Raw genomic sequence first — 17,957 nt, 5'->3', positions numbered from 1 at the left:
GCGGGACGTCAGCCGTGCAACCGGACCGGGAGCGAGAACAGGCCGCGCATGATGGCGCTGGGCCACCACCTCAGCTCGGCGGGGTCGGCGGCGAGGGCCAGATCGGGGAACCGTTCCAGGACCCGGCCGATCGCGGCCTCTCCCTCCACCCTGGCCAGGGCCGCGCCGACGCAGTAGTGCGGCCCCCGGCCGAAGGCGAGGTGCGGTTCGCCGATCCGGCCGGGGGAGAACGCGTCGGGGTCGGCGAACGCCGCCGGGTCCCGGTTGGCCGCCAGCAGCGAGACGAGGATGGGCTCCCCGGGCAGCATCTCCTGGCCGCCGATGACCACGGGCTCGGTGGGAAACCGCCAGGTGGCGTTCCGTACGGGACCGTCGTAGCGCAGCATCTCGTCGATGAAGTCGGGCAGCCGGGAGAGGTCGGCGCGCAGAGCCGCCGCCTGGCCGGGATGCCGCAGCAGCGCGAGCAGGCCGTTGCCGATCAGCGCCACGGTCGTCTCGTGGCCGGCGATGAGCAGCAGGAAGGCGGTCGAGGTCAGCTCGTCCTTGTCGATCTCGCCCTGGTTGGACCTCCGGACGAGGTCGGTGAGCAGGTCGTTGCCCGGCCGTGAGCGCTTGAGCTCGACCAGGTCGGCCAGGAAGCTCTCCAGGGCGTCCGTGGCGCGGGTGATCTCCTCCACCTCGGACATCGCCGCCGAGTCGATGACGGAGGCGTGGTGGTGGAAGGTGGCGCGGTCCTCCTCCGGCACGCCGAGCAGATCGCAGGTGATCGTGATCGGCAGGGGATAGGCGAGGCCGGCGATGAGGTCCGCCTCCGGGCCGTCGAGGCGGTCGAGCAGCGCGTCGGTCACCTCCAGCGCCCGCGTCCGCAGCCCCGCCATCCGCCGGGGCGTGAAGGCCGCGCTCACGAGTCGCCGCAGGCGCGCGTGGTCGGCTCCGTCGGCGTTGATCATGTGGCGGGCGAGCCCGGGCCGGTGGTCCAGGGGCAGGCCGAGAGAGGCGGCCCGCCACTCGGGCGAGCCGGCCGCCGGGTCCTTGGCGAGGGCGGGATGGGTCAGCGCGGTCACGGCGTCCTCGTACCGCGTGACCAGCCACGCCTCGCAGCCGGGCAGCGGCACGCGGGTCACCGGCGCGTTCCTGCGCAGCCAGTCGTAGGCGGGGTAGGGGTCGGCGTCGAACGCCGGGCCGAACAGCGGGGGGAATGAGTCGGTGGACACGGGCCGTACGTACCCACCTCCGGCAGGACGGAAAAGATTGGAATCTTCCTCGGTGTGACCTCCTCATTACACGCGCCGGTGCCGCGAACCGGCGCCGCCTCGCGCTCGCGCCGCTCGTCGTGGCGGCCCCGGCGGTCCGGTGCATCCCCCTTCACCTGGCACGATCGGTGTCATGAGCTCCGTTCCTCCCGGTTCCGGCTGGCCGGGTGACCCTGCCTGCCCGGACACCCCCGTCGCCCACGACGCCCACGAGGTCGCCAAACTGGCCGCCGAGAGCCGTACGCTGACCGACCTGACCGCGAGGCAGTCGGTGTGCCGCGCCTGCCCGCGTCTCGTCGAGTGGCGGGAGGAGGTCGCCGACGTCAAACGGCGGGCGTTCGCGGACGAGACCTACTGGGGCCGGCCGATCGCGGGGTGGGGCGACGAGGCGCCGCACACGCTCATCGTGGGGCTGGCCCCCGCCGCGCACGGCGGCAACCGGACCGGCCGGATCTTCACCGGGGACCGCAGCGGCGACTGGCTGTTCGCGTCGCTGCACCGCACCGGGCTCGCCGCGCAGGAGACCAGCGTCCACGCGGGCGACGGGCAGCGGCTGATCGGCGCCCGGATGATGGCGGCGGTGCGGTGCGCGCCGCCCGCCAACAAGCCCACTCCGGAGGAGCGCGACACCTGCTTCCCCTGGCTCGCCAGGGAGCTCGCGCTGGTGGCCGGCACGACCCGGGTGATCGTGGCGCTCGGCGGTTTCGCCTGGCAGGCGGTGTGGCCGGCGCTGCGCGAGGCGGGGTTCACGCTGCCGTCCCGCAGGCCGCCGTTCGGGCACGCCGTGGAGGTGCCCGTCTCCTACGGTGCGGCTCCGGTCACGCTCATCGGCTGCTACCACCCGAGCCAGCAGAACACCTTCACCGGCCGGGTCACCGCCGACATGCTCGACGCGGTCTTCGCCCGCGCCGCCGCCCTGGGAAGCACCTTGTGAAGCATTTCACAAGTGTGAAGTCGATCACTGACGGAAGATTGCGGGATTTTTCCTGAGAAATGTCGTCAAGAGATGACGAAGTGGGGAAAATCACTGGACTTTGGCCCTGGCGGGTTGGTGCGGTTGCCGACTCGTGACGTAGGCTTGTGAATGCTTTCACAAGCGTTGGGAGGGCAGTCGTGGCAGACCGCAACTGGAAGCACGTCGTCATCGTCGGCGGTGGGTACGTGGGCCTTTACACGGCTCTTCGTCTCCAGCGCACGCTCCGCCGTGAGCTGCGCGACGGCAGCGTGCGGATCACGCTCATCGACCCGCAGTCGTACATGACCTACCAGCCGTTCCTTCCCGAGGCGGCGGCCGGCAACATCTCGCCGCGCCACGTCGTGGCCCCGCTGCGCCGGGTGCTGCCCAAGGTGCGCATCCTCAACGGCAAGGTCTCCAAGGTGCACCACGAGGCCCGTACGCTGACCTTCGAGCCCGCCGCCGGTCAGTCCCGGGAGATCGAGTACGACGTCGTCGTCATGGCGGCCGGCTCGATCTCGCGTACGCTGCCGATCCCCGGCCTGGAGGACGCGGCCATCGGCTTCAAGACCGTCGGCGAGGCCATCGCGCTGCGCAACCGGGTCCTGGCCCTCCTCGACCGGGCCGAGTCGAGCGACGACGAGGACGTGCGCCGCCGCGCGCTGACCTTCGTCGTGGTCGGCGGCGGCTTCGCGGGCATCGAGGCCCTCGCCGAGCTGGAGGACATGACCGAGGACGCGATCAAGTACTACCCGAGCATCGACAAGAAGGACCTGCGCTGGGTCCTGATCGAGGCGTCCAACCGCATCCTGCCCGAGGTCGGCCCCGAGATGGGCGAGTGGACCGCCGAGCAGCTGCGCGAGCGCGGCATCGAGCTCAAGATGGAGACGTTCCTCCAGTCGTGCGAGGGCGGCCTGGTCAAGACCTCCGACGGCGACGAGTTCGAGTCGGCCACGATCGTCTGGACCGCCGGCGTCAAGGCGAGCCCGATCGTCAACTCCACCGACCTGCCGCTCGACGAGCGCGGCCGGATCAAGACCACGACGCGCCTGACCGTCGCGGGCGTCAAGGGCGCCTTCGCCGCCGGTGACATCGCGGGCGTGCCCGACGTGACCAACCCCGGCCAGTACTGCGCGCCCAACGCCCAGCACGCCGTACGGCAGTCGAAGGTCCTCGGCGACAACATCACGGCGTACCTGCGCGGGGAGAAGCTGCAGGACTACCGGCACAAGTACGCCGGGTCGGTCGCCGGGCTCGGCCTCTACCGGGGCGTCGCGAACGTCTACGGCGTGAAGCTGCGCGGCTTCCCGGCCTGGTTCATGCACCGCACCTACCACCTGTCGCGGGTCCCCACGGTCAACCGGAAGGTCCGCGTGGTGATGGACTGGACGCTGTCGCTGTTCTTCAAGCGAGAGACGATCTCCCTCGGCGAGATCGAGCACCCGCGCGACGAGTTCAAGGCGGCCGCGAAGAGCGGCCCCAAGCGCTGACCCGCTCGGCGCGGACGGATCGACGGCACGACCCAGGACACGCACACGGCCCGGCGGCGCACCCCGCCGGGCCGATGCGTGTTCCTGCGCTCTGCCATGCTGGTGTGGTGGACGGGGGAGAAGGTGCGGACGGTCTCCCGGACCTTGACCGGGTGGCGGAAAGGGGCCCCGTTCACGCGCTGTGGAAAGGGGGACAAGCCGCGTAAGACGTAACTTGCTTACAGAGGAGTGATCCGTGACATATGATCGCGGCGCCCCCGTAGCCCAATGGCAGAGGCAAGCCCCTTAAAAGGGCTGTGGTGTGGGTTCGAGTCCCACCGGGGGCACTGTGCGCCGCCTCGACCAATCAGCCCGTGACCTGGGGGAGCGTGGTCACGGGCCCATCGTGGCCATCCGGTTGTTCACGGCTGGAGGCGAGCGTCCACGGGAAGCTGTGCCCGTGCATGTGCCCGTTGTGTGCCGTGCGGCGTGTGCCGTGCGTGTGCCTGCAACTTCGCTCCTCGCCCAGCACGTCGGCGATGCGCTGCCGGAACGCTCGACGGCTGAGCTCATCGGCCGCTTCACCACGGCGCACCAGGAGCACGAGCACTACGAGGATGGCTCGGCCGGCTGAGTGTCTTTGGAGTTGCGGGGGCAACTCGAGATGCCAATTTGACGACTGGTGCACCTATGACCGCATAGACGGGGAATGGTCTCGTGTGTCCGATTCGAGATGCTTCCGGATGCTGGCGTGGGCGCTGTAGGGGCTCGGCCGGAAGGAATCACATGTACGGGAAACGATGCGGCATTTTAGGTGCGGCCCTTCTCGGCGCGCTCGTGCTGTGGCCGGCTCAGGGCGCCCTGGCTTCGCCCTCGGCGGTCTCCGGTCTCGCGGCTGCGGCGGTGGCGGCCTCGCCGCAGGACGACGGGCACGGCCCGCATCACCACGGTCGTGATCACTGCGGCTGCGATCACCCTGGTCCCCATCGCCATGGCTGGGATCGCCATGGTCGGGATCACCGGGGTTGGGACCACCACGGTCCGGACCACTGCGGTTGGGATCACCACGGCCGGATGCCGGGGTAGGCGACCCGGGCCGCATCACCATGGCCGCTCCTCCTTGGGCTGGAGGGGCGGTCGCCGCTTGTACGGCGAGTCTGTGGCGAGCGCCTCCCGCGGTGTGTCCGGGTGCCGGCGGGCCGGCCGAGCGGTCACCGGCCGGCTCATCCGCCGATGACGGACATTGATGCGGGAAGTTCGGCGGCCGGTCGGTAGATCTTTTCGTCTGGTTTGTCATACGGAACCCATGCTCGGATACATTCGTGCATGCGTTTCGTCCCTTTTGTCATGATTCTTGCGGGTTTGATGGCAGGTATCGCCTCGCCCGCGTCGGCCATCACCCACGGCTCGGTCGATAAGACCGGTCACCCGGAGGTTGGCGCCCTCATCGGCGACACGCCGGAAAGCGACGGCACGTGGGCGTACTGCACCGGCACCCTCATCTCCCCGACCGTCTTCCTCACGGCAGCCCACTGCGGGCATGAGGAGCAGAAGACCGCACGGGTCTCCTTCGCCGGCCGCTATCAGCCCGGGGCAAAGCTCTACACCGGTCGCTATGTGCCCGATCCGAGATACACGGGCGAGAGCGATGTCCACGACATGGCGGTCGTCGTCTTCTCCGAGCCCGTCACCGGCATCGCGCCGGCCAAGCTGCCTCCGCTGGGCCTGCTCGATCAGCTCAAGGCCGACGGCAGCCTGCAGACCGCGCGGTTCACCCCGGTCGGTTACGGCTCCGTGGACCCCACGAAGAAGCGGCACGGATGGCGGTACCACTACACCGACACGCGCAGCCAGACGTCCATCTCCTTCAAGCACCTCAGCGGCAAGTGGCTCGAACTGTCGCCGAACTCCTCCCGCGGCGAGGGCGGAACCTGCTACGGCGACTCGGGCGGCCCCAACTACCTCGGAGGCCCCGACTCGAACCTGCTCGTGGCGACGACGATCAGCGGAAAGGACGACGCCTGTCAGTCGACCAACGTCGACTACCGCCTGGACACCGCCTCCGTCCGGGAGTTCCTCGGCGACTACGTCACGCTTCCCTGACGCCGCGAGATTGGGGGTAGACGCGTAACCCCATTGGGGGTACTAATGGGGCATGCCCAAGATCAACGTGTATCTGCCGGACGATCTCGCCGAGGCGGTCAAGGAGGCGGCCCTCCCGGTGTCCGCGATCTGCCAGCGGGCGCTGGAGCAGGCGGTCCGCCGGGTGGCCGCCATCCGCGAGAGCATCCTCGGCGACTTCGAGATCGACGATCCCCGGCTGTCGCACTTCACGCCCAGGACCCGCGCCGTCTTCCGGCTGGCGCTGGAACGGGCCCGGGCTGAGGACGCCTCCGGCATCGGCACCGAGCACCTGCTCGCCGCGATGCTGGCCGAGGGGCAGAACCTCGCCCTGCACGTCCTGCGAGCCATGGAGATCGAGCCCGCCCTGCTCGAACGCGACCTCGCGAGCCGCCGTCCGTCCGTACCCGCCGACGCGGAACGGACCGCCGACGCGGAACGGACCGGGGACGCGGAACGGATCGGGGACGCGGAACGGACCGGGGACGAGGGAGCGCGGAAGGACGGTCCGAGCCGGTTCCACGCGGCCGCGGCCAACGCCCTCGAACTGGCGGTCACCGAGGCCCATTCGCTGGGGCACAACTACATCGGGTGCGAACACCTGCTGCTCGGCCTGGTCGCGGAGCCCGACGGGATCGCCGGGCAGGTGCTGCGGGCGCGGGGCGCCGAGCCCCGCCTCACACGGCGAGCGGTCTCCGCGGCGCTCGCCGGCTACGTCCACCTCCGGGCCCAGGGGCAGGACGCCACCACCTCCCAGGCGGCCTCCCAGACGGCCTCCCAGGCCGCCCCTCAGGCCGCCTCCCAGAGCGCCGTGCAGGCCGTGGCGGCGGTCGTCCGTCAGGAGATCGCTCCGCTCCTGCGGCGGATCGAGCGGCTGGAGCGGCACGCCGGAGTCGCCGAACTCGCCGAGGACGACGCGTCGTGACCGGACGCGTCCTGCTCGTCGCGACGGGCGACGTCATGGCGTACGCCCGTCACACCGGCCGCCCGGGGCTCGCGACGGCCGCCGACCTGCTGGCGGCCATACCGGACGACCTCGGCGTGGAGGTGGTGACCGAGGACGTCCAGGCCGAGCCGAGCTGGGACACCTCGCCCTCCACCATGCTGCGGCTGGCCCGGCGTGCCCGTACGGCCCTGCTCGACGAGGGGTTCGACGGCGTTGTCGTCACCCACGGCCTGGACACGATCGAGGAGACGGCCTTTCTCACCGACCTGCTCTCCGGGCCCGCCGCATCACGCGGCGGAATCGTCCTGACCGGCGCCGTGCGCGGGCTGGACGAGTTGTCGAGCGACGGCCCGCGCAACCTTGCGTCGTCCCTGGTCGCCGCGGCCGACCCGGCTCTTCGCGGCGCCGGGGCGGTGGTCTGCGTGAACGACGAACTGCACGCGGCCCGCTGGGCCACGATGGCCGACGCGACGGGCGTGGCGGCCGTCTCCTCCGCTCCGGCGCCGATCCTCGGCCGGGTGGTGGACGGCCGGGCGGAGATGACGGCGCCGCCGCCGCCGCGCCCTCCGGCCGCTCCGGGAGAGCCGGAGACGCACGTCGCGCTGATCAAGACGTACCCGGAGATCGACCCCGTGCTCCTCACGGCCGTCGTGGACGCCGGGGCCAGGGGCGTCGTGCTGGAGGGCACCGGCGCAGGGAACATCCCGATCACCCTGTACGCGACCATCAGCGAGCTGGCGGAGTGGGACATCCCCGTGGTGGTCGCCTCGCGGTGCCGCACCCGGCCGGTCGCGCTGGAGGACCTGCCGCTCGGCCCGGCGCTGGCCGCGAAGGTCGGCGCCATCGGGGCGCGCGGGCTGACTCCGGTGAAGGCCAGGTACGCCCTGATGGTGGCGCTCGGCGGGGGCGGGCGGCGGGCCGTCCGGGACTGGTTCGCCCGTCTCTGACCGCCGTCAGGTGCGCCCCTCGTTCGTCGGCGCCGGGACGTTCTCCGTCTGCGACGGCTCGGCGTACGGGTCGGCGGCGCGGCGGACCGCGGCCTGCGAGGTCCCGGCGTCGGTGTTCGGCGGGCAGCCGGAGACCGGCAGGCACAGCACGAACACGGCGCCGCCGTACGGCGACTCGCCCGCCATCAGCGTGCCGCAGTGGGCGCGGGCGATGTCGCGGGCGATGGCCAGGCCGAGCCCGGTGCCGCCGCGGCCCCGGCTGCGCGCCGTGTCCGACCTGGCGAACCGCTCGAAGATCCGCTCCCGTTCGCACAGCGGGACGCCGGGGCCGTCGTCGCCGACCCACAGCTCGACGAAGCCGCCGTCGCGCCGGAGCCCGATCTCGACCACGCTCCGGGCGTGCCGCTGCGCGTTGTCGAGCAGGTTGGTCAGCAGCCGGGCGAGGTGGCGGGGCGCGGCGTGCATCCTGACCCCGTTCTCCAGCCGCAGGCGCACGGGTATCCGGTCGGTCCGGCGGGTGACCTCATCCCTGACCAGCGCCGACACGTCCACGGGCTTGCGGTCCGGCGCCGTCGCCCCCACCCTCGCCAGCAGGAGCAGGTCGTCGATGATCGCCTCCAGCCGCTCCACGTCGAGCAGCGCGTCCCTGAGCAGAGACCGCAGATCTGTCTCGTCGGGGTGAAGCTGCGCCTCCTCCAGCTGCGTGCGCAGGCCGGCGAGGGGAGTGCGCAGCTCGTGGGAGGCGTCCGCGGCGAACTCGCGCTGCCGCCGCAGCGCCCGCTCGGTGGTGAGCTTCGCCTGCTCGATGCGGGCGAGCGTGCTGTTCACGGTGCGGGCGAGCCGCGCGATCTCGTCGTCCCCGGCCGGTACGGGCACCCGCGTGTCCAGGTCGTTCACATTGACGGCGGCCAGGTCGCTGCGAATGGCCTCGACGGGGCGCAGGGTGCGTCCGGCCACCTTCCAGGTGGCCCAGGCGGTGAGCAGCACGAGCACGGCGACCTCCGCGGTGAAGAGCAGGTCGAACATCGCGACGGGCGTGAAGCCGTCGATGGGGCGTCCTGCGTACACGACGGGGGAGTCGCGCCCCGGCATCACCCGCAGCGCCGCCAGGCGCAGGCAGCCGATCCCGTCGTGCGTACATGCCTGCAGGTCCTGCATCGGATCCTGCTGTGACGGCCAGAAGGAGCTCAGCGGGGGCATCCCCCGGGCGGCGGGTGACGCGGCGAGCACCCGCCGATCCGGAGCCACCACCTGAACCAGGTCGATCCCGGCCACCTGCGGGGTGATGACGCGCCGGAAGTGGCCCGTGCGCCACGCGGCTGCCGTCAGCGCGGCCTCCTGCCGCGCGTCGAGCCAGACCGCGGTGGAGAACGCCTGCCGGGCCAGGATGCTGCCCAGGATCCCGGTGGGGATCAGCAGCAGGGTGGCGAGCGCCGTGACGAGGACGGTGATGCGTCCTCGGATGGAGTCAGGCCGGAGCCCTCGCAGTAACGGTGGGCCGCTGACGTTCATCGCCGTCCTCCTCGCGATGACATTCCCCTGCGGCACTGGCGGCGGGCGGCCCGCCCTCTGGCTGTGACGGCCGTCCAAACGGCTTGCCGTGCCTGTCTGATTTCGGGATGAGGCTCGCAACGGCAGGCGGAGTGGTCGTTGATGCGTTCTGCCTGGTCAGGCCGCTACTTCTCGGCTGCGTACCACGTTAGCACTAGACTTGAAGAACTCAAGTAAAGGAATTGTTCAAGTTGGTCCTGCTGTCGGCGTCGGCCGTTGTTTTCCGTGGGCGACGGCGGGAACTCACCCGGAAACCTGATCGTTGCCACTGTGGTGGAGTGGCGCTCCCCCTTGTAGGGGCACCACTCCTCGGGCACCATCCCCACTAGGCCGCGCAGCGGCTGATCAGTGAGTCGCGTCCTGGAGGAAGCGAATGGAGAGTAAGAACCCCATATTCAGTCGGCGCGGGGCGACTGGTCAGCAGGCGTGGGCCGGTCCGACGCCCAGCGTGCAGCAGCTGGACCAGATGTACGCCGCACCCTCGTACGCTCCCCCGGGAGCGCGGACCATGACGATCGACGACGTCGTGGTGCGCGGCTTCATGACCCTCGGCACGCTCGTCGTGTCGGCGGCCCTGGCCTGGTACCTCGACCTCGGCTGGGGGCTGGCGGCGCCGGCGATGATCGTGGGCCTGATCCTCGGGCTCATCGTGTCGTTCAAGCAGAGCACGAACCCCGCGCTGATCCTCGGCTACTCCGTGAGTTACGGCGTCGCCATCGGCGTGCTGAGCCACATGTACAACGAAGCCACTGACGGCATCGTCCTGCAAGCCGTGCTCGGCACGATGGTGGCCTTCGGCGGCACGCTGGCGGTGTACGCGCTGAGGATCTTCCGTCCGACGCCGAAGTTCGCCAAGTTCGTGGTGGCCGCGTCGCTCGGCGCGGTCGGCCTGATGCTGGTCAACTGGATCGGGGGCCTCTTCCTTCCGGGTGGTTTCGGCCTGCGCACCGACAGCCCCATCGGCTGGATCTTCAGCATCGGCATGATCCTGCTCGGCTGCTTCTTCCTGCTGCTCGACTTCAGCGAGATCGAGCAGGGGGTGCGGGCCGGCGTGCCGGAGCGCTACTCGTGGCTGATGGCGTTCGGCCTGACCCTGAGCCTCGTCTGGCTCTACCTGGAGATCCTCCGCTTCATCAGCTACTTCACGAACAACGACTAGCCGTACGAGTCGAAGGGGCGCCGTTCCTCCGGGAGCGGCGCCCCTTTGTCGCGCTATATCAGGATCCGGCGATCGGCACCGTAACTTTCGATCAACATCTTGTAACAAATCAATGCCACTGAGGGCTTGTCAAGCGCGGACCGGTGATGCACTGTGACACAAAGCAGCCTTTTCCGTGGAGGTGCCCATGTCGTTGAACCACTCACCGGAGACCCAGAACAAGCTGATCGCCCGTGTCCCGTCCATAACCGGGCGCGAACTCCCAGAGTGGTTCGAAGCCATCGACAACGGCCCGTCGTTCCTACGCTGTGAAGAGCGGGCCAACTGGCTCGCCGACGAGCACGGGCTGAGCCACGGCTACGCCGCCGCGATCGTCCTCGAGCACGAACGGCGCCGTCGCTTCTAGACCGGAGCGCGGGAGGGAGCAGTGACGTCCCGCGCACACAGCAGGCACAACACAGCAGGCACAACCAGCACGCACGAGCAGCGACTCACGAGCAACACGTTGCCGCGGTCCTGAGTGGCGTCCTGAAGCAGAACCGACGCGCCCGCACCGGTCCGGTGCGGGCGCATCATTGTTCTATGGATCTCGACAAGGCGCGTGAGTTCGTCAGGAACAACCACCGAGCGGTCATGCTGACCCGCTATCCGGACGGGCGGCCGCAGACCTCCCCGGTGACCGTCGGCTGCGACAAGGACGGCTACATCGTGATCAGCAGCCGCGAGACGGCCGTCAAGACCCGCAACCTCCGGGAGAGCCCCCAGGTCGTCCTCACCGTGATGACCGACGCCTTCTACGGCGAGTGGATGCAGATCGAGGGCGTCGCCCACGTGATCTCGCTGCCGGACGCGATGGAGCACCTGGTGCAGTACTACCGCGACATCAGCGGCGAGCATCCGGACTGGGACGACTACCGCGCCGCCATGATCCGGGACAAGCGAGTGATCATCCGGGTAGAGCCGACGCGCGCGGGCCCCGACTACCACGGCTGAGCCCCCGCCGGTCCCGGCGCTGGCCGGGACCGGCGTGAATCCCATCGCTCAGGACAGCCGCTCCAGTACCATCGCCATGCCCTGGCCGCCGCCGACGCACATCGTCTCCAGCCCGATCGACTTGTCGTGGAACCGGAGGCTGTTGACCAGGGTGGAGGTGATGCGGGCGCCGGTCATGCCGAACGGGTGGCCCACCGCGATCGCGCCACCGTTCACGTTGAGCCGCTCGATGTCGATGCCCAGCTCCTGGTAGGAGGGGATCACCTGGGCCGCGAACGCCTCGTTGATCTCGACCAGGTCGACGTCGCCGATCGACATGCCCGCGCGGGCGAGGGCCTGCCGCGACGCCTCGATCGGGCCCAGCCCCATGATCTCGGGGGACAGGCCGGTGACGCCGGTCGACACGATCCGGGCGAGCGGCGTGATGCCCAGCTCGGCGGCCTTGGTGTCGCTCATGACGATCACCGCGGCGGCGCCGTCGTTCAGCGGGCAGCAGTTGCCCGCGGTCACCGTGCCGTCCGGCCGGAAGACCGGCTTGAGCTGCGAGACCGCCTCGTACGTCGTGCCGGCCCTGGGGCCGTCGTCCTTGCTCACCACGCTGCCGTCGGGGAGCGTCACCGGGGTGATGTCGCTCTCCCAGAAGCCGTTGGCCATGGCCTTCTCGGCGAGGTTCTGCGAGCGCACGCCGAACTCGTCCTGCTCGCGCCGCGAGACGCCCTTCAGGGCCGCGACGTTCTCGGCCGTCTGGCCCATGGCGATGTAGACGTCCGGCAGCGCGCCGTCCTCGCGCGGGTCGTGCCACACCGGCGCACCGCCCTTCGCGGCCTCCTCCGTCCGCGACTTCGCCTCGTCGAACAGCGGGTTCTGCGCCTGGGGCATGTCGGAGCTGCCGTTGGCGAAGCGGGAGACGGTCTCGACACCCGCCGAGATGAACACGTCGCCCTCGCCGGCCTTGATGGCGTGGAACGCCATCCGGGTCGTCTGCAGGGAGGAGGAGCAGTAGCGGGTCACGGTGGTGCCCGGCACGTTGTCGAGCCCGAGCATCACCGCGACCACACGTCCCAGGTTGTGGCCCTGCTCGCCGCCGGGGAGCCCGCAGCCCAGCATGAGGTCGTCAACGTCGTTCGGGTCGAGCTGCGGCACCTTCGCCAGCGCGGCGCGGACCATCTGCACGGTCAGGTCGTCCGGGCGGATGTCCTTGAGTGACCCCTTGAAGGCGCGGCCGATCGGCGACCGCGTGGTCGCCACGATGACTGCCTCGGGCATGTGACTCTCCTGCCTGATCTCGTGCCCCTCCACCCAGGGTTCGGGGGGCCTCCTCCCCGGAGGTTACCCCTCGGTACGCCGCCCGCCACGCCCCGGGCCCCACTCACCAGAATTTTGTACTACTGCACAAGTCGGTCAATCAGCCGTACATGCCGGGGGTGGTGGCGGTGCCGTCGTTGACGGCGTGGAGGCCGCCCTTCTCGTCGCGCCACAGGCGCCAGCCGTTCTGGCTGCCGGTGAACCAGGAGGGCGGCGCCGAGGAGGAGTCCTTGCGCTTGCCGGTGGCCAGGTCGAACTCGCACAGCGCCGCGATCGAGTAGAAGCCCGGGATCATGCCGCGCAGCGGCAGCGGCTTGGGGTCGGTCACGCAGAACGACCAGCCGGTCGCGCCGCTCACCGGGGTCGGCTCGCCGGTGCTGAGATCGAAGACCGAGCCCGCCGCGTCGCGCTTCAGGAAGCCGAGCTTGTTCATCTCGGGCGGGAAGGCCAGCCACCAGCCCGACCCGGGGACCTGGGTGGGCGTGATCTGCCCCAGGACCCGTCCGGTCTCGGCGTCGAGCCGGGCGAACCCGCCGTACTGGCCCTGCTCGTCGACCGGCCGGACCACCGGCGCGTACGCGGGGTTGCCGCTGGGGTAGACGCGGACGACGGACGGCCGCATCCAGTCGACGGCGCCGTCGGCGAGGCGCGCGGAGAACAGGCCGAACGTCGAGGTCTCCTTGGTCTCCGGGTTGGTGTACGGCGCGACGTACCCGATGATCTTGTCGCCCGTCGCGCCGAAGGCCCAGCCCCCGCTGAGGTCCACGTCGGGGCCGAGGGCCTGCTCGATCGGCAGCTGCCAGACGGTCTTGCCGTCCTTGATCGCGCGGGCCTCCAGCACCGGGTGGGAGGCGAGCCTGAGCAGGACGACCTTGGACGAGTCGGACCACTCGACCTCCGCGATGCCGGCCAGGCGCCACTTCACCGCGCCGTCGCGGGGGTCGAGGACCACGACGCGGGCGGACGAGAGCGCGGTGTCCTCGGAGACGCAGACGTACGGCCCGCAGCGCTGCGGCCCGAAGGTGGACCGCACGGGCCTGGCCCACTTCTGCTGCCCGGTGCGGGCGTCCCTGGCCACCAGCGTGGCGCCCTTGCGGCCGCCGGCGGCGGGGTCGAGTGCGATCACCACGGCCTGACCGCCGCCGGTCTCCACGGTCGCCGGAGCCTGCACCCCCATGCCGGGGAGCCGCCCCACCATCGTCGCGGGGTGCGCCCACAGGCGGCGGCCGGTGGCGAGGTCGAGAGCGACGGTCTCCAGGGAGCCGTCGGGCCGCATGGAGGTGGTGGCCGCGACGCCGCCTCCCGTGGTGGCCCGGCTGACCGCGTTCACCTGCGTGTTCTGCCAGGCCGGGTAGTCCTTGGCGGCCTCGTCGCCGCCGGAGCAGCCGGTGAGGGCGCCTCCGGTCAGCAGGGCGGTCGCGGCGAGCGCCAGAGCGGGTTTCACGTGGTTCAGCTGGGGCCGGATCATTTCGCTCCTACAGGGGGTGATGGCCCGGCCGCAGGAGGTAACCGGCTCTAGGCGTTCGGAAGCGGCCCGGGTCTCCGGCGGAGCAGCGCCGCCCACCGTCCGTGGGGGCCGAATGCCCGGCCGGCGACTCGGGTCGCGGTGACCTCGGTGCCGGGTTCCTCCACGGCCATTGCGGCCAAGAGGTATTGCGATCCTTCGACGCGCACGGGTTCCGGCTCGGGCCACAACCCCAACGCGGCGCATACAGACGGTAGCACTGCGTACGCGGCTTGTAGGTAACCTCGGGCAGATGGATGAAAACGATCAGGTCCGAACATCTCGGCCGGGTTCGCGTCGAACTCCGGTCCGAGCAGGTCGGCGAACGCCACCGTCCGGCCGCCCGCCTCGACCACGGCGACCGTCTGGGCCGCGGCGAGCTGCCGCGACCAGCGCCGGGTGACCCACCGGAGCGGCTGCGCGATCGGGCGCACGGTGCCCAGGTCGGGACAGGTCCCCACGACCACCTCCGCACCGGCCTCGCGCAACCGGCGCACCGCCTTCTGCAGGTGCCGTACGGCCCGGGCGGGCAGGGTGGCCGTGGTCACGTCGTTCGCTCCCACGAAGACGACCGCGATCTCCGGGCGGGCCTCCAGCGCGCGGTCCACCTGGACGCCGAGGTCCACCGACGCCGCGCCCGACTGGCCGACCACGGTGAGACGCACCGGGCGCTCCGCCACCGCCGCGAGCCCGTACGCGATGCGGACGGCCGGGGTGTCCTCGGGGCGGGTCATGCCGAGGCCGACGGAGGTCGAGTCGCCGAGGACGGCCATCCGGATGGGCTCCCCGGGGTAGGCGCCGTACACGCCGTCGGATTCCGGGCCGTCGAGGCCGTGCGGCTGCCCCACGATCCGGCGCGCCACCATGGCCTCGGCCATCAGCAGGCCGTACGTGACCGCTCCCAGGGCCGTGAGCCCGCCTCCGCCCAGGGCGGCGGCGGTGGCGATGCGCCGCGCGGCGCGCACCGCGCCGGACGTCCAGATCACCCGCCCTCCTCACGCTCACGGTACGGTTTGAAGTAAGAAACTAGCCGAGTTCCGGCCACCCCTATCGGAATCCCGGCTGACGGCAGGCTGACAAGCTTCGGCAAACAAGGTGGTCATCGCGGTGCGCGTACACGACTCGCTGGTGGAGCTGATGGGCAACACCCCGCTCGTCCGGCTGCGCAAGGTCACGGCGGGCGCGCCCGCCCAGGTCCTGGCCAAGGTGGAGTACTTCAACCCCGGCGGCTCGGTGAAGGACCGCATCGCGGTGCGGATGATCGAGGCGGCCGAGCGGAGCGGCGAGCTCAAGCCCGGCGGCACGATCGTCGAGCCGACCTCCGGCAACACCGGCGTGGGCCTGGCCATCGTGGCGCAGGAGAAGGGCTACCGCTGCCTGTTCGTCTGCCCGGACAAGGTCGCGCAGGACAAGATCAACGTGCTCAGGGCGTACGGCGCGGAGGTCGTCGTCTGCCCGACCGCCGTCTCGCCCGACCACCCCGACTCGTACTACTCGGTGTCGGACCGGCTGGCCCGCGAGATCCCGAACGCCTGGAAGCCCGACCAGTACTCCAATCCCGAGAACCCGGAGAGCCACTACCACTCCACCGGGCCGGAGATCTGGGAGCAGACCGAGGGCAGGATCACGCACTTCGTCGCCGGTATCGGCACCGGCGGGACGATCAGCGGGACCGGGAAGTACCTCAAGGAGGTCTCCGGCGGCCGGGTGAAGGTGATCGGCGCCGACCCCGTGGGCTCGGTCTACTCCGGCGGCACCGGCCGTCCGTACCTGGTCGAGGGCGTGGGCGAGGACATCTGGCCCGCGACGTACGACACCACGATCTGCGACGAGATCATCGCGGTCTCCGACAAGGACTCCTTCGGCATGACCCGCAGGCTCGCCCGCGAGGAGGCGCTGCTCGTCGGCGGCTCCTGCGGCATGGCGGTGGTGGCGGCCGTACGGGTGGCCCAGACGGCCGGGCCGGACGACGTCGTGGTCGTGCTGCTGCCGGACGGCGGCCGCGGCTACCTGTCGAAGATCTTCAATGACGAGTGGATGGCCGACTACGGCTTCCTCACCACATCGAGCGAGGAGGGCCTGGTCGGCGACGTGCTGGGGCGCAAGACGCCGGGGCTGCCCGAGTTCGTCCACGTCCACCCGCACGAGTCGGTCGGCACCGCGATCTCGATCATGCGGGAGTACAACGTCTCGCAGCTTCCGGTCATGAAGGAGGAGCCGCCGGTCATGGCGGCCGAGGTCATCGGCTCGATCGTGGAGCGCGACCTGCTGGAGGGCCTCTACCGCGGCCGGGTGCGGTCCGAGGACGAGATCGGCGGTCACATGTCCGCGCCGCTGCCCATGATCGGCTCCGGTGAGCCGGTGGCCCGGGCCGTCGAGGCGCTCGAGAAGGCCGACGCCGCAGTGGTCCTCGACGACGGCAAGCCGGTGGGCATGGTCACCCGCCAGGACCTGCTGGCCTTCCTCGCCAACCACTAGGTCGGCGGCCGACGCGCCCGCCGGGAACAGGCGGGCCGGGCGGCTACGCTCGACCCCATGAACCAAGGTTTCGAGACGCTGGCCATCCACGCGGGCCAGGAGGCGGACCCGCACACGGGCGCCGTCGTTCCTCCCATATACGCCGTTTCCACCTACAAGCAGGACGGCGTGGGCGGTCTGCGGGCGGGATACGAATACAGCCGGTCGGCCAACCCGACCAGGACCGCCCTTGAGGAGGCGCTGGCCGCCGTCGAGGGGGGCGTGCGCGGGCTGGCCTTCGCGTCGGGCCTGGCCGCCGAGGACACGCTGCTGCGCACCGTCTGCAAGCCAGGCGACCACGTGGTGATCCCCGACGACGCGTACGGCGGGACCTACCGGCTGTTCTCCCGGGTGCTCGAGCCGTGGGGGGTCTCCTTCGACCCCGTGCCGCTCGGCGACCTGGACGCGGTGCGCGCCGCCGTACGGCCGGAAACGCGGGCGATCTGGGTGGAGACGCCCACGAACCCCCTGCTGAACGTGGCGGACATCGCCGCGCTGGCGGACGTCGCCCACGACGGGGGCGCGGTGCTCGTGGTGGACAACACCTTCGCCTCGCCATACCTGCAGCAGCCGCTCAGCCTGGGCGCGGACGTCGTGGTCCACTCGACGACCAAGTACGTCGGCGGCCACTCCGACGTGGTCGGCGGGGCGCTGGTGACGCGGTCGGCGGACCTCGGCGAGCGGCTGGCCTACCACCAGAACGCGATGGGCGCGGTGGCCGGGCCGTTCGACTCCTGGCTCACGCTGCGCGGCCTCAAGACGCTGGGCGTGCGCATGGACCGGCACTGCGACAACGCCGAGCGCGTGGTCGACCTGCTGCTGTCGCACCCGAAGGTCGTCCAGGTCCTCTACCCGGGCCTGCCCGAGCACCCCGGTCACGAGGTCGCGGCCAAGCAGATGCGGCGCTTCGGCGGGATGGTGTCGTTCCGCGTCGAGGGCGGCGAGGAGGCGGCCGTCGAGATCTGCAACCGGGCCAGGCTGTTCACGCTCGGGGAGTCGCTCGGCGGCGTCGAGTCGCTCATCGAGCACCCCGGCCGGATGACCCACGCGTCGGCCGCCGGGTCGCCGCTGGAGGTCCCCGCCGACCTGGTCCGTCTGTCGGTCGGCATCGAGACCGTCGACGACCTGCTCGCCGACCTCTCCGAGGCCCTCGGCTGACGACTCTCCGGCGGCCGCTTCGGGCTGCTCTCTAGCGGGCGCTCCGCGCTGCTCTCTAGCCGGCGCTCCGCGCTGCTCT

17 protein-coding genes and 1 tRNA gene are annotated in these 17,957 nt (G+C 70.9%); 12 read left to right on the top strand and 6 right to left on the bottom strand.

Features of this window, described 5'->3' with window-relative positions; genetic code table 11:
* Positions 1–8 precede the first annotated feature (8 nt).
* Positions 9–1,214, bottom strand: coding sequence for a cytochrome P450 (locus ABZ857_RS15825; protein ID WP_357043387.1), 1,206 nt, complete (start codon positions 1,212–1,214; stop codon positions 9–11).
* Between the two features lie 172 nt (positions 1,215–1,386).
* Here ABZ857_RS15825 and ABZ857_RS15820 point away from each other — a divergent pair, with 172 nt between their 5' ends.
* The 4 genes from ABZ857_RS15820 to ABZ857_RS15805 all read left to right on the top strand — a co-directional run bounded on the left by ABZ857_RS15820 (position 1,387) and on the right by ABZ857_RS15805 (position 4,311).
* Positions 1,387–2,187: a uracil-DNA glycosylase gene (locus ABZ857_RS15820; protein WP_357043385.1), complete on the top strand. Its 801-nt coding sequence runs from the start codon at positions 1,387–1,389 to the stop codon at positions 2,185–2,187.
* A gap of 179 nt (positions 2,188–2,366) precedes the next feature.
* Positions 2,367–3,698 carry an NAD(P)/FAD-dependent oxidoreductase gene (locus tag ABZ857_RS15815; protein ID WP_357043383.1) on the top strand — a complete coding sequence of 444 codons (1,332 nt, stop codon included), beginning with the start codon at positions 2,367–2,369 and terminating at the stop codon, positions 3,696–3,698.
* A 253-nt stretch (positions 3,699–3,951) separates the two neighbouring features.
* Positions 3,952–4,024: transfer RNA gene (locus ABZ857_RS15810), tRNA-Leu, on the top strand.
* Between the two features lie 155 nt (positions 4,025–4,179).
* Complete coding sequence (locus ABZ857_RS15805; RefSeq protein WP_357043381.1) at positions 4,180–4,311, top strand: hypothetical protein; 132 nt, start codon at positions 4,180–4,182, stop codon at positions 4,309–4,311.
* A 176-nt stretch (positions 4,312–4,487) separates the two neighbouring features.
* Here the strand turns inward: ABZ857_RS15805 and ABZ857_RS15800 are convergent, their stop codons facing one another.
* On the bottom strand, positions 4,488–4,685 hold the full coding sequence (locus ABZ857_RS15800) for a hypothetical protein (RefSeq protein WP_357043379.1): 198 nt from the start codon (positions 4,683–4,685) through the stop codon (positions 4,488–4,490).
* A gap of 357 nt (positions 4,686–5,042) precedes the next feature.
* Here ABZ857_RS15800 and ABZ857_RS15795 point away from each other — a divergent pair, with 357 nt between their 5' ends.
* From ABZ857_RS15795 to ABZ857_RS15785, 3 genes are read left to right on the top strand one after another with little or no spacing between them, the layout of a single operon-like run.
* Complete coding sequence (locus ABZ857_RS15795) at positions 5,043–5,780, top strand: trypsin-like serine protease (RefSeq protein ID WP_357043377.1); 738 nt, start codon at positions 5,043–5,045, stop codon at positions 5,778–5,780.
* Between the two features lie 52 nt (positions 5,781–5,832).
* Positions 5,833–6,723: a Clp protease N-terminal domain-containing protein gene (locus tag ABZ857_RS15790; RefSeq protein ID WP_357043375.1), complete on the top strand. Its 891-nt coding sequence runs from the start codon at positions 5,833–5,835 to the stop codon at positions 6,721–6,723.
* Complete coding sequence (locus tag ABZ857_RS15785; protein ID WP_357043373.1) at positions 6,720–7,691, top strand: asparaginase; 972 nt, start codon at positions 6,720–6,722, stop codon at positions 7,689–7,691. The genes ABZ857_RS15790 and ABZ857_RS15785 overlap by 4 nt, the downstream gene beginning before the upstream one ends.
* Before the next feature lie 6 nt (positions 7,692–7,697).
* Here ABZ857_RS15785 and ABZ857_RS15780 read toward each other — a convergent pair whose 3' ends face one another.
* Complete coding sequence (locus ABZ857_RS15780; RefSeq protein ID WP_357043371.1) at positions 7,698–9,203, bottom strand: ATP-binding protein; 1,506 nt, start codon at positions 9,201–9,203, stop codon at positions 7,698–7,700.
* A gap of 412 nt (positions 9,204–9,615) precedes the next feature.
* On the opposite strand from ABZ857_RS15780, the gene ABZ857_RS15775 reads away from it, so the two are divergent.
* From ABZ857_RS15775 to ABZ857_RS15765, 3 genes are all read left to right on the top strand, one after another.
* Positions 9,616–10,401: a Bax inhibitor-1/YccA family protein gene (locus tag ABZ857_RS15775; protein ID WP_357043369.1), complete on the top strand. Its 786-nt coding sequence runs from the start codon at positions 9,616–9,618 to the stop codon at positions 10,399–10,401.
* 187 nt (positions 10,402–10,588) lie between these two features.
* Positions 10,589–10,807: a DUF4287 domain-containing protein gene (locus ABZ857_RS15770; RefSeq protein ID WP_193204956.1), complete on the top strand. Its 219-nt coding sequence runs from the start codon at positions 10,589–10,591 to the stop codon at positions 10,805–10,807.
* Between the two features lie 176 nt (positions 10,808–10,983).
* A complete protein-coding gene (locus tag ABZ857_RS15765) occupies positions 10,984–11,394 on the top strand; it encodes a PPOX class F420-dependent oxidoreductase (RefSeq protein ID WP_357043367.1) in 411 nt (136 codons plus the stop codon).
* 48 nt (positions 11,395–11,442) lie between these two features.
* Here ABZ857_RS15765 and ABZ857_RS15760 read toward each other — a convergent pair whose 3' ends face one another.
* From ABZ857_RS15760 to ABZ857_RS15750, 3 genes are all read right to left on the bottom strand, one after another.
* Positions 11,443–12,660: an acetyl-CoA C-acetyltransferase gene (locus ABZ857_RS15760; RefSeq protein WP_357043365.1), complete on the bottom strand. Its 1,218-nt coding sequence runs from the start codon at positions 12,658–12,660 to the stop codon at positions 11,443–11,445.
* A 139-nt stretch (positions 12,661–12,799) separates the two neighbouring features.
* Complete coding sequence (locus tag ABZ857_RS15755) at positions 12,800–14,167, bottom strand: PQQ-binding-like beta-propeller repeat protein (protein ID WP_357043363.1); 1,368 nt, start codon at positions 14,165–14,167, stop codon at positions 12,800–12,802.
* A gap of 47 nt (positions 14,168–14,214) precedes the next feature.
* Entirely contained in the window at positions 14,215–15,189 is a 975-nt protein-coding gene (locus tag ABZ857_RS15750; protein WP_357043361.1) for an SGNH/GDSL hydrolase family protein, read from the bottom strand.
* A gap of 121 nt (positions 15,190–15,310) precedes the next feature.
* Here ABZ857_RS15750 and ABZ857_RS15745 point away from each other — a divergent pair, with 121 nt between their 5' ends.
* Entirely contained in the window at positions 15,311–16,681 is a 1,371-nt protein-coding gene (locus ABZ857_RS15745; protein ID WP_357043359.1) for a cystathionine beta-synthase, read from the top strand.
* A gap of 57 nt (positions 16,682–16,738) precedes the next feature.
* Positions 16,739–17,878 (top strand): cystathionine gamma-synthase, encoded by a 1,140-nt coding sequence (locus tag ABZ857_RS15740; RefSeq protein ID WP_357043357.1) that lies wholly within the window; start codon positions 16,739–16,741, stop codon positions 17,876–17,878.
* Positions 17,879–17,957 lie beyond the last annotated feature (79 nt).

The sequence above is a fragment of the Microbispora sp. NPDC046933 genome, from assembly GCF_040644635.1.
GTDB lineage: Bacteria > Actinomycetota > Actinomycetes > Streptosporangiales > Streptosporangiaceae > Microbispora.
This window is presented reverse-complemented; position numbering and strand designations above follow the sequence as displayed.

Bases quoted from the DNA above. Each gene is read 5' to 3' on its own strand.
- ABZ857_RS15820 (WP_357043385.1), top strand. From the start codon at position 1,387: ATGAGCTCCGTTCCTCCCGGTTCCGGCTGGCCGGGTGACCCTGCCTGC.
- ABZ857_RS15800 (WP_357043379.1), bottom strand. From the start codon at position 4,685: ATGGCGATCCCAGCCATGGCGATGGGGACCAGGGTGATCGCAGCCGCA.
- ABZ857_RS15795 (WP_357043377.1), top strand. From the start codon at position 5,043: ATGGCAGGTATCGCCTCGCCCGCGTCGGCCATCACCCACGGCTCGGTC.
- ABZ857_RS15790 (WP_357043375.1), top strand. From the start codon at position 5,833: ATGCCCAAGATCAACGTGTATCTGCCGGACGATCTCGCCGAGGCGGTC.
- ABZ857_RS15780 (WP_357043371.1), bottom strand. From the start codon at position 9,203: ATGAACGTCAGCGGCCCACCGTTACTGCGAGGGCTCCGGCCTGACTCC.
- ABZ857_RS15775 (WP_357043369.1), top strand. From the start codon at position 9,616: ATGGAGAGTAAGAACCCCATATTCAGTCGGCGCGGGGCGACTGGTCAG.
- ABZ857_RS15770 (WP_193204956.1), top strand. From the start codon at position 10,589: ATGTCGTTGAACCACTCACCGGAGACCCAGAACAAGCTGATCGCCCGT.
- ABZ857_RS15765 (WP_357043367.1), top strand. From the start codon at position 10,984: ATGGATCTCGACAAGGCGCGTGAGTTCGTCAGGAACAACCACCGAGCG.
- ABZ857_RS15760 (WP_357043365.1), bottom strand. From the start codon at position 12,660: ATGCCCGAGGCAGTCATCGTGGCGACCACGCGGTCGCCGATCGGCCGC.
- ABZ857_RS15755 (WP_357043363.1), bottom strand. From the start codon at position 14,167: ATGATCCGGCCCCAGCTGAACCACGTGAAACCCGCTCTGGCGCTCGCC.
- ABZ857_RS15740 (WP_357043357.1), top strand. From the start codon at position 16,739: ATGAACCAAGGTTTCGAGACGCTGGCCATCCACGCGGGCCAGGAGGCG.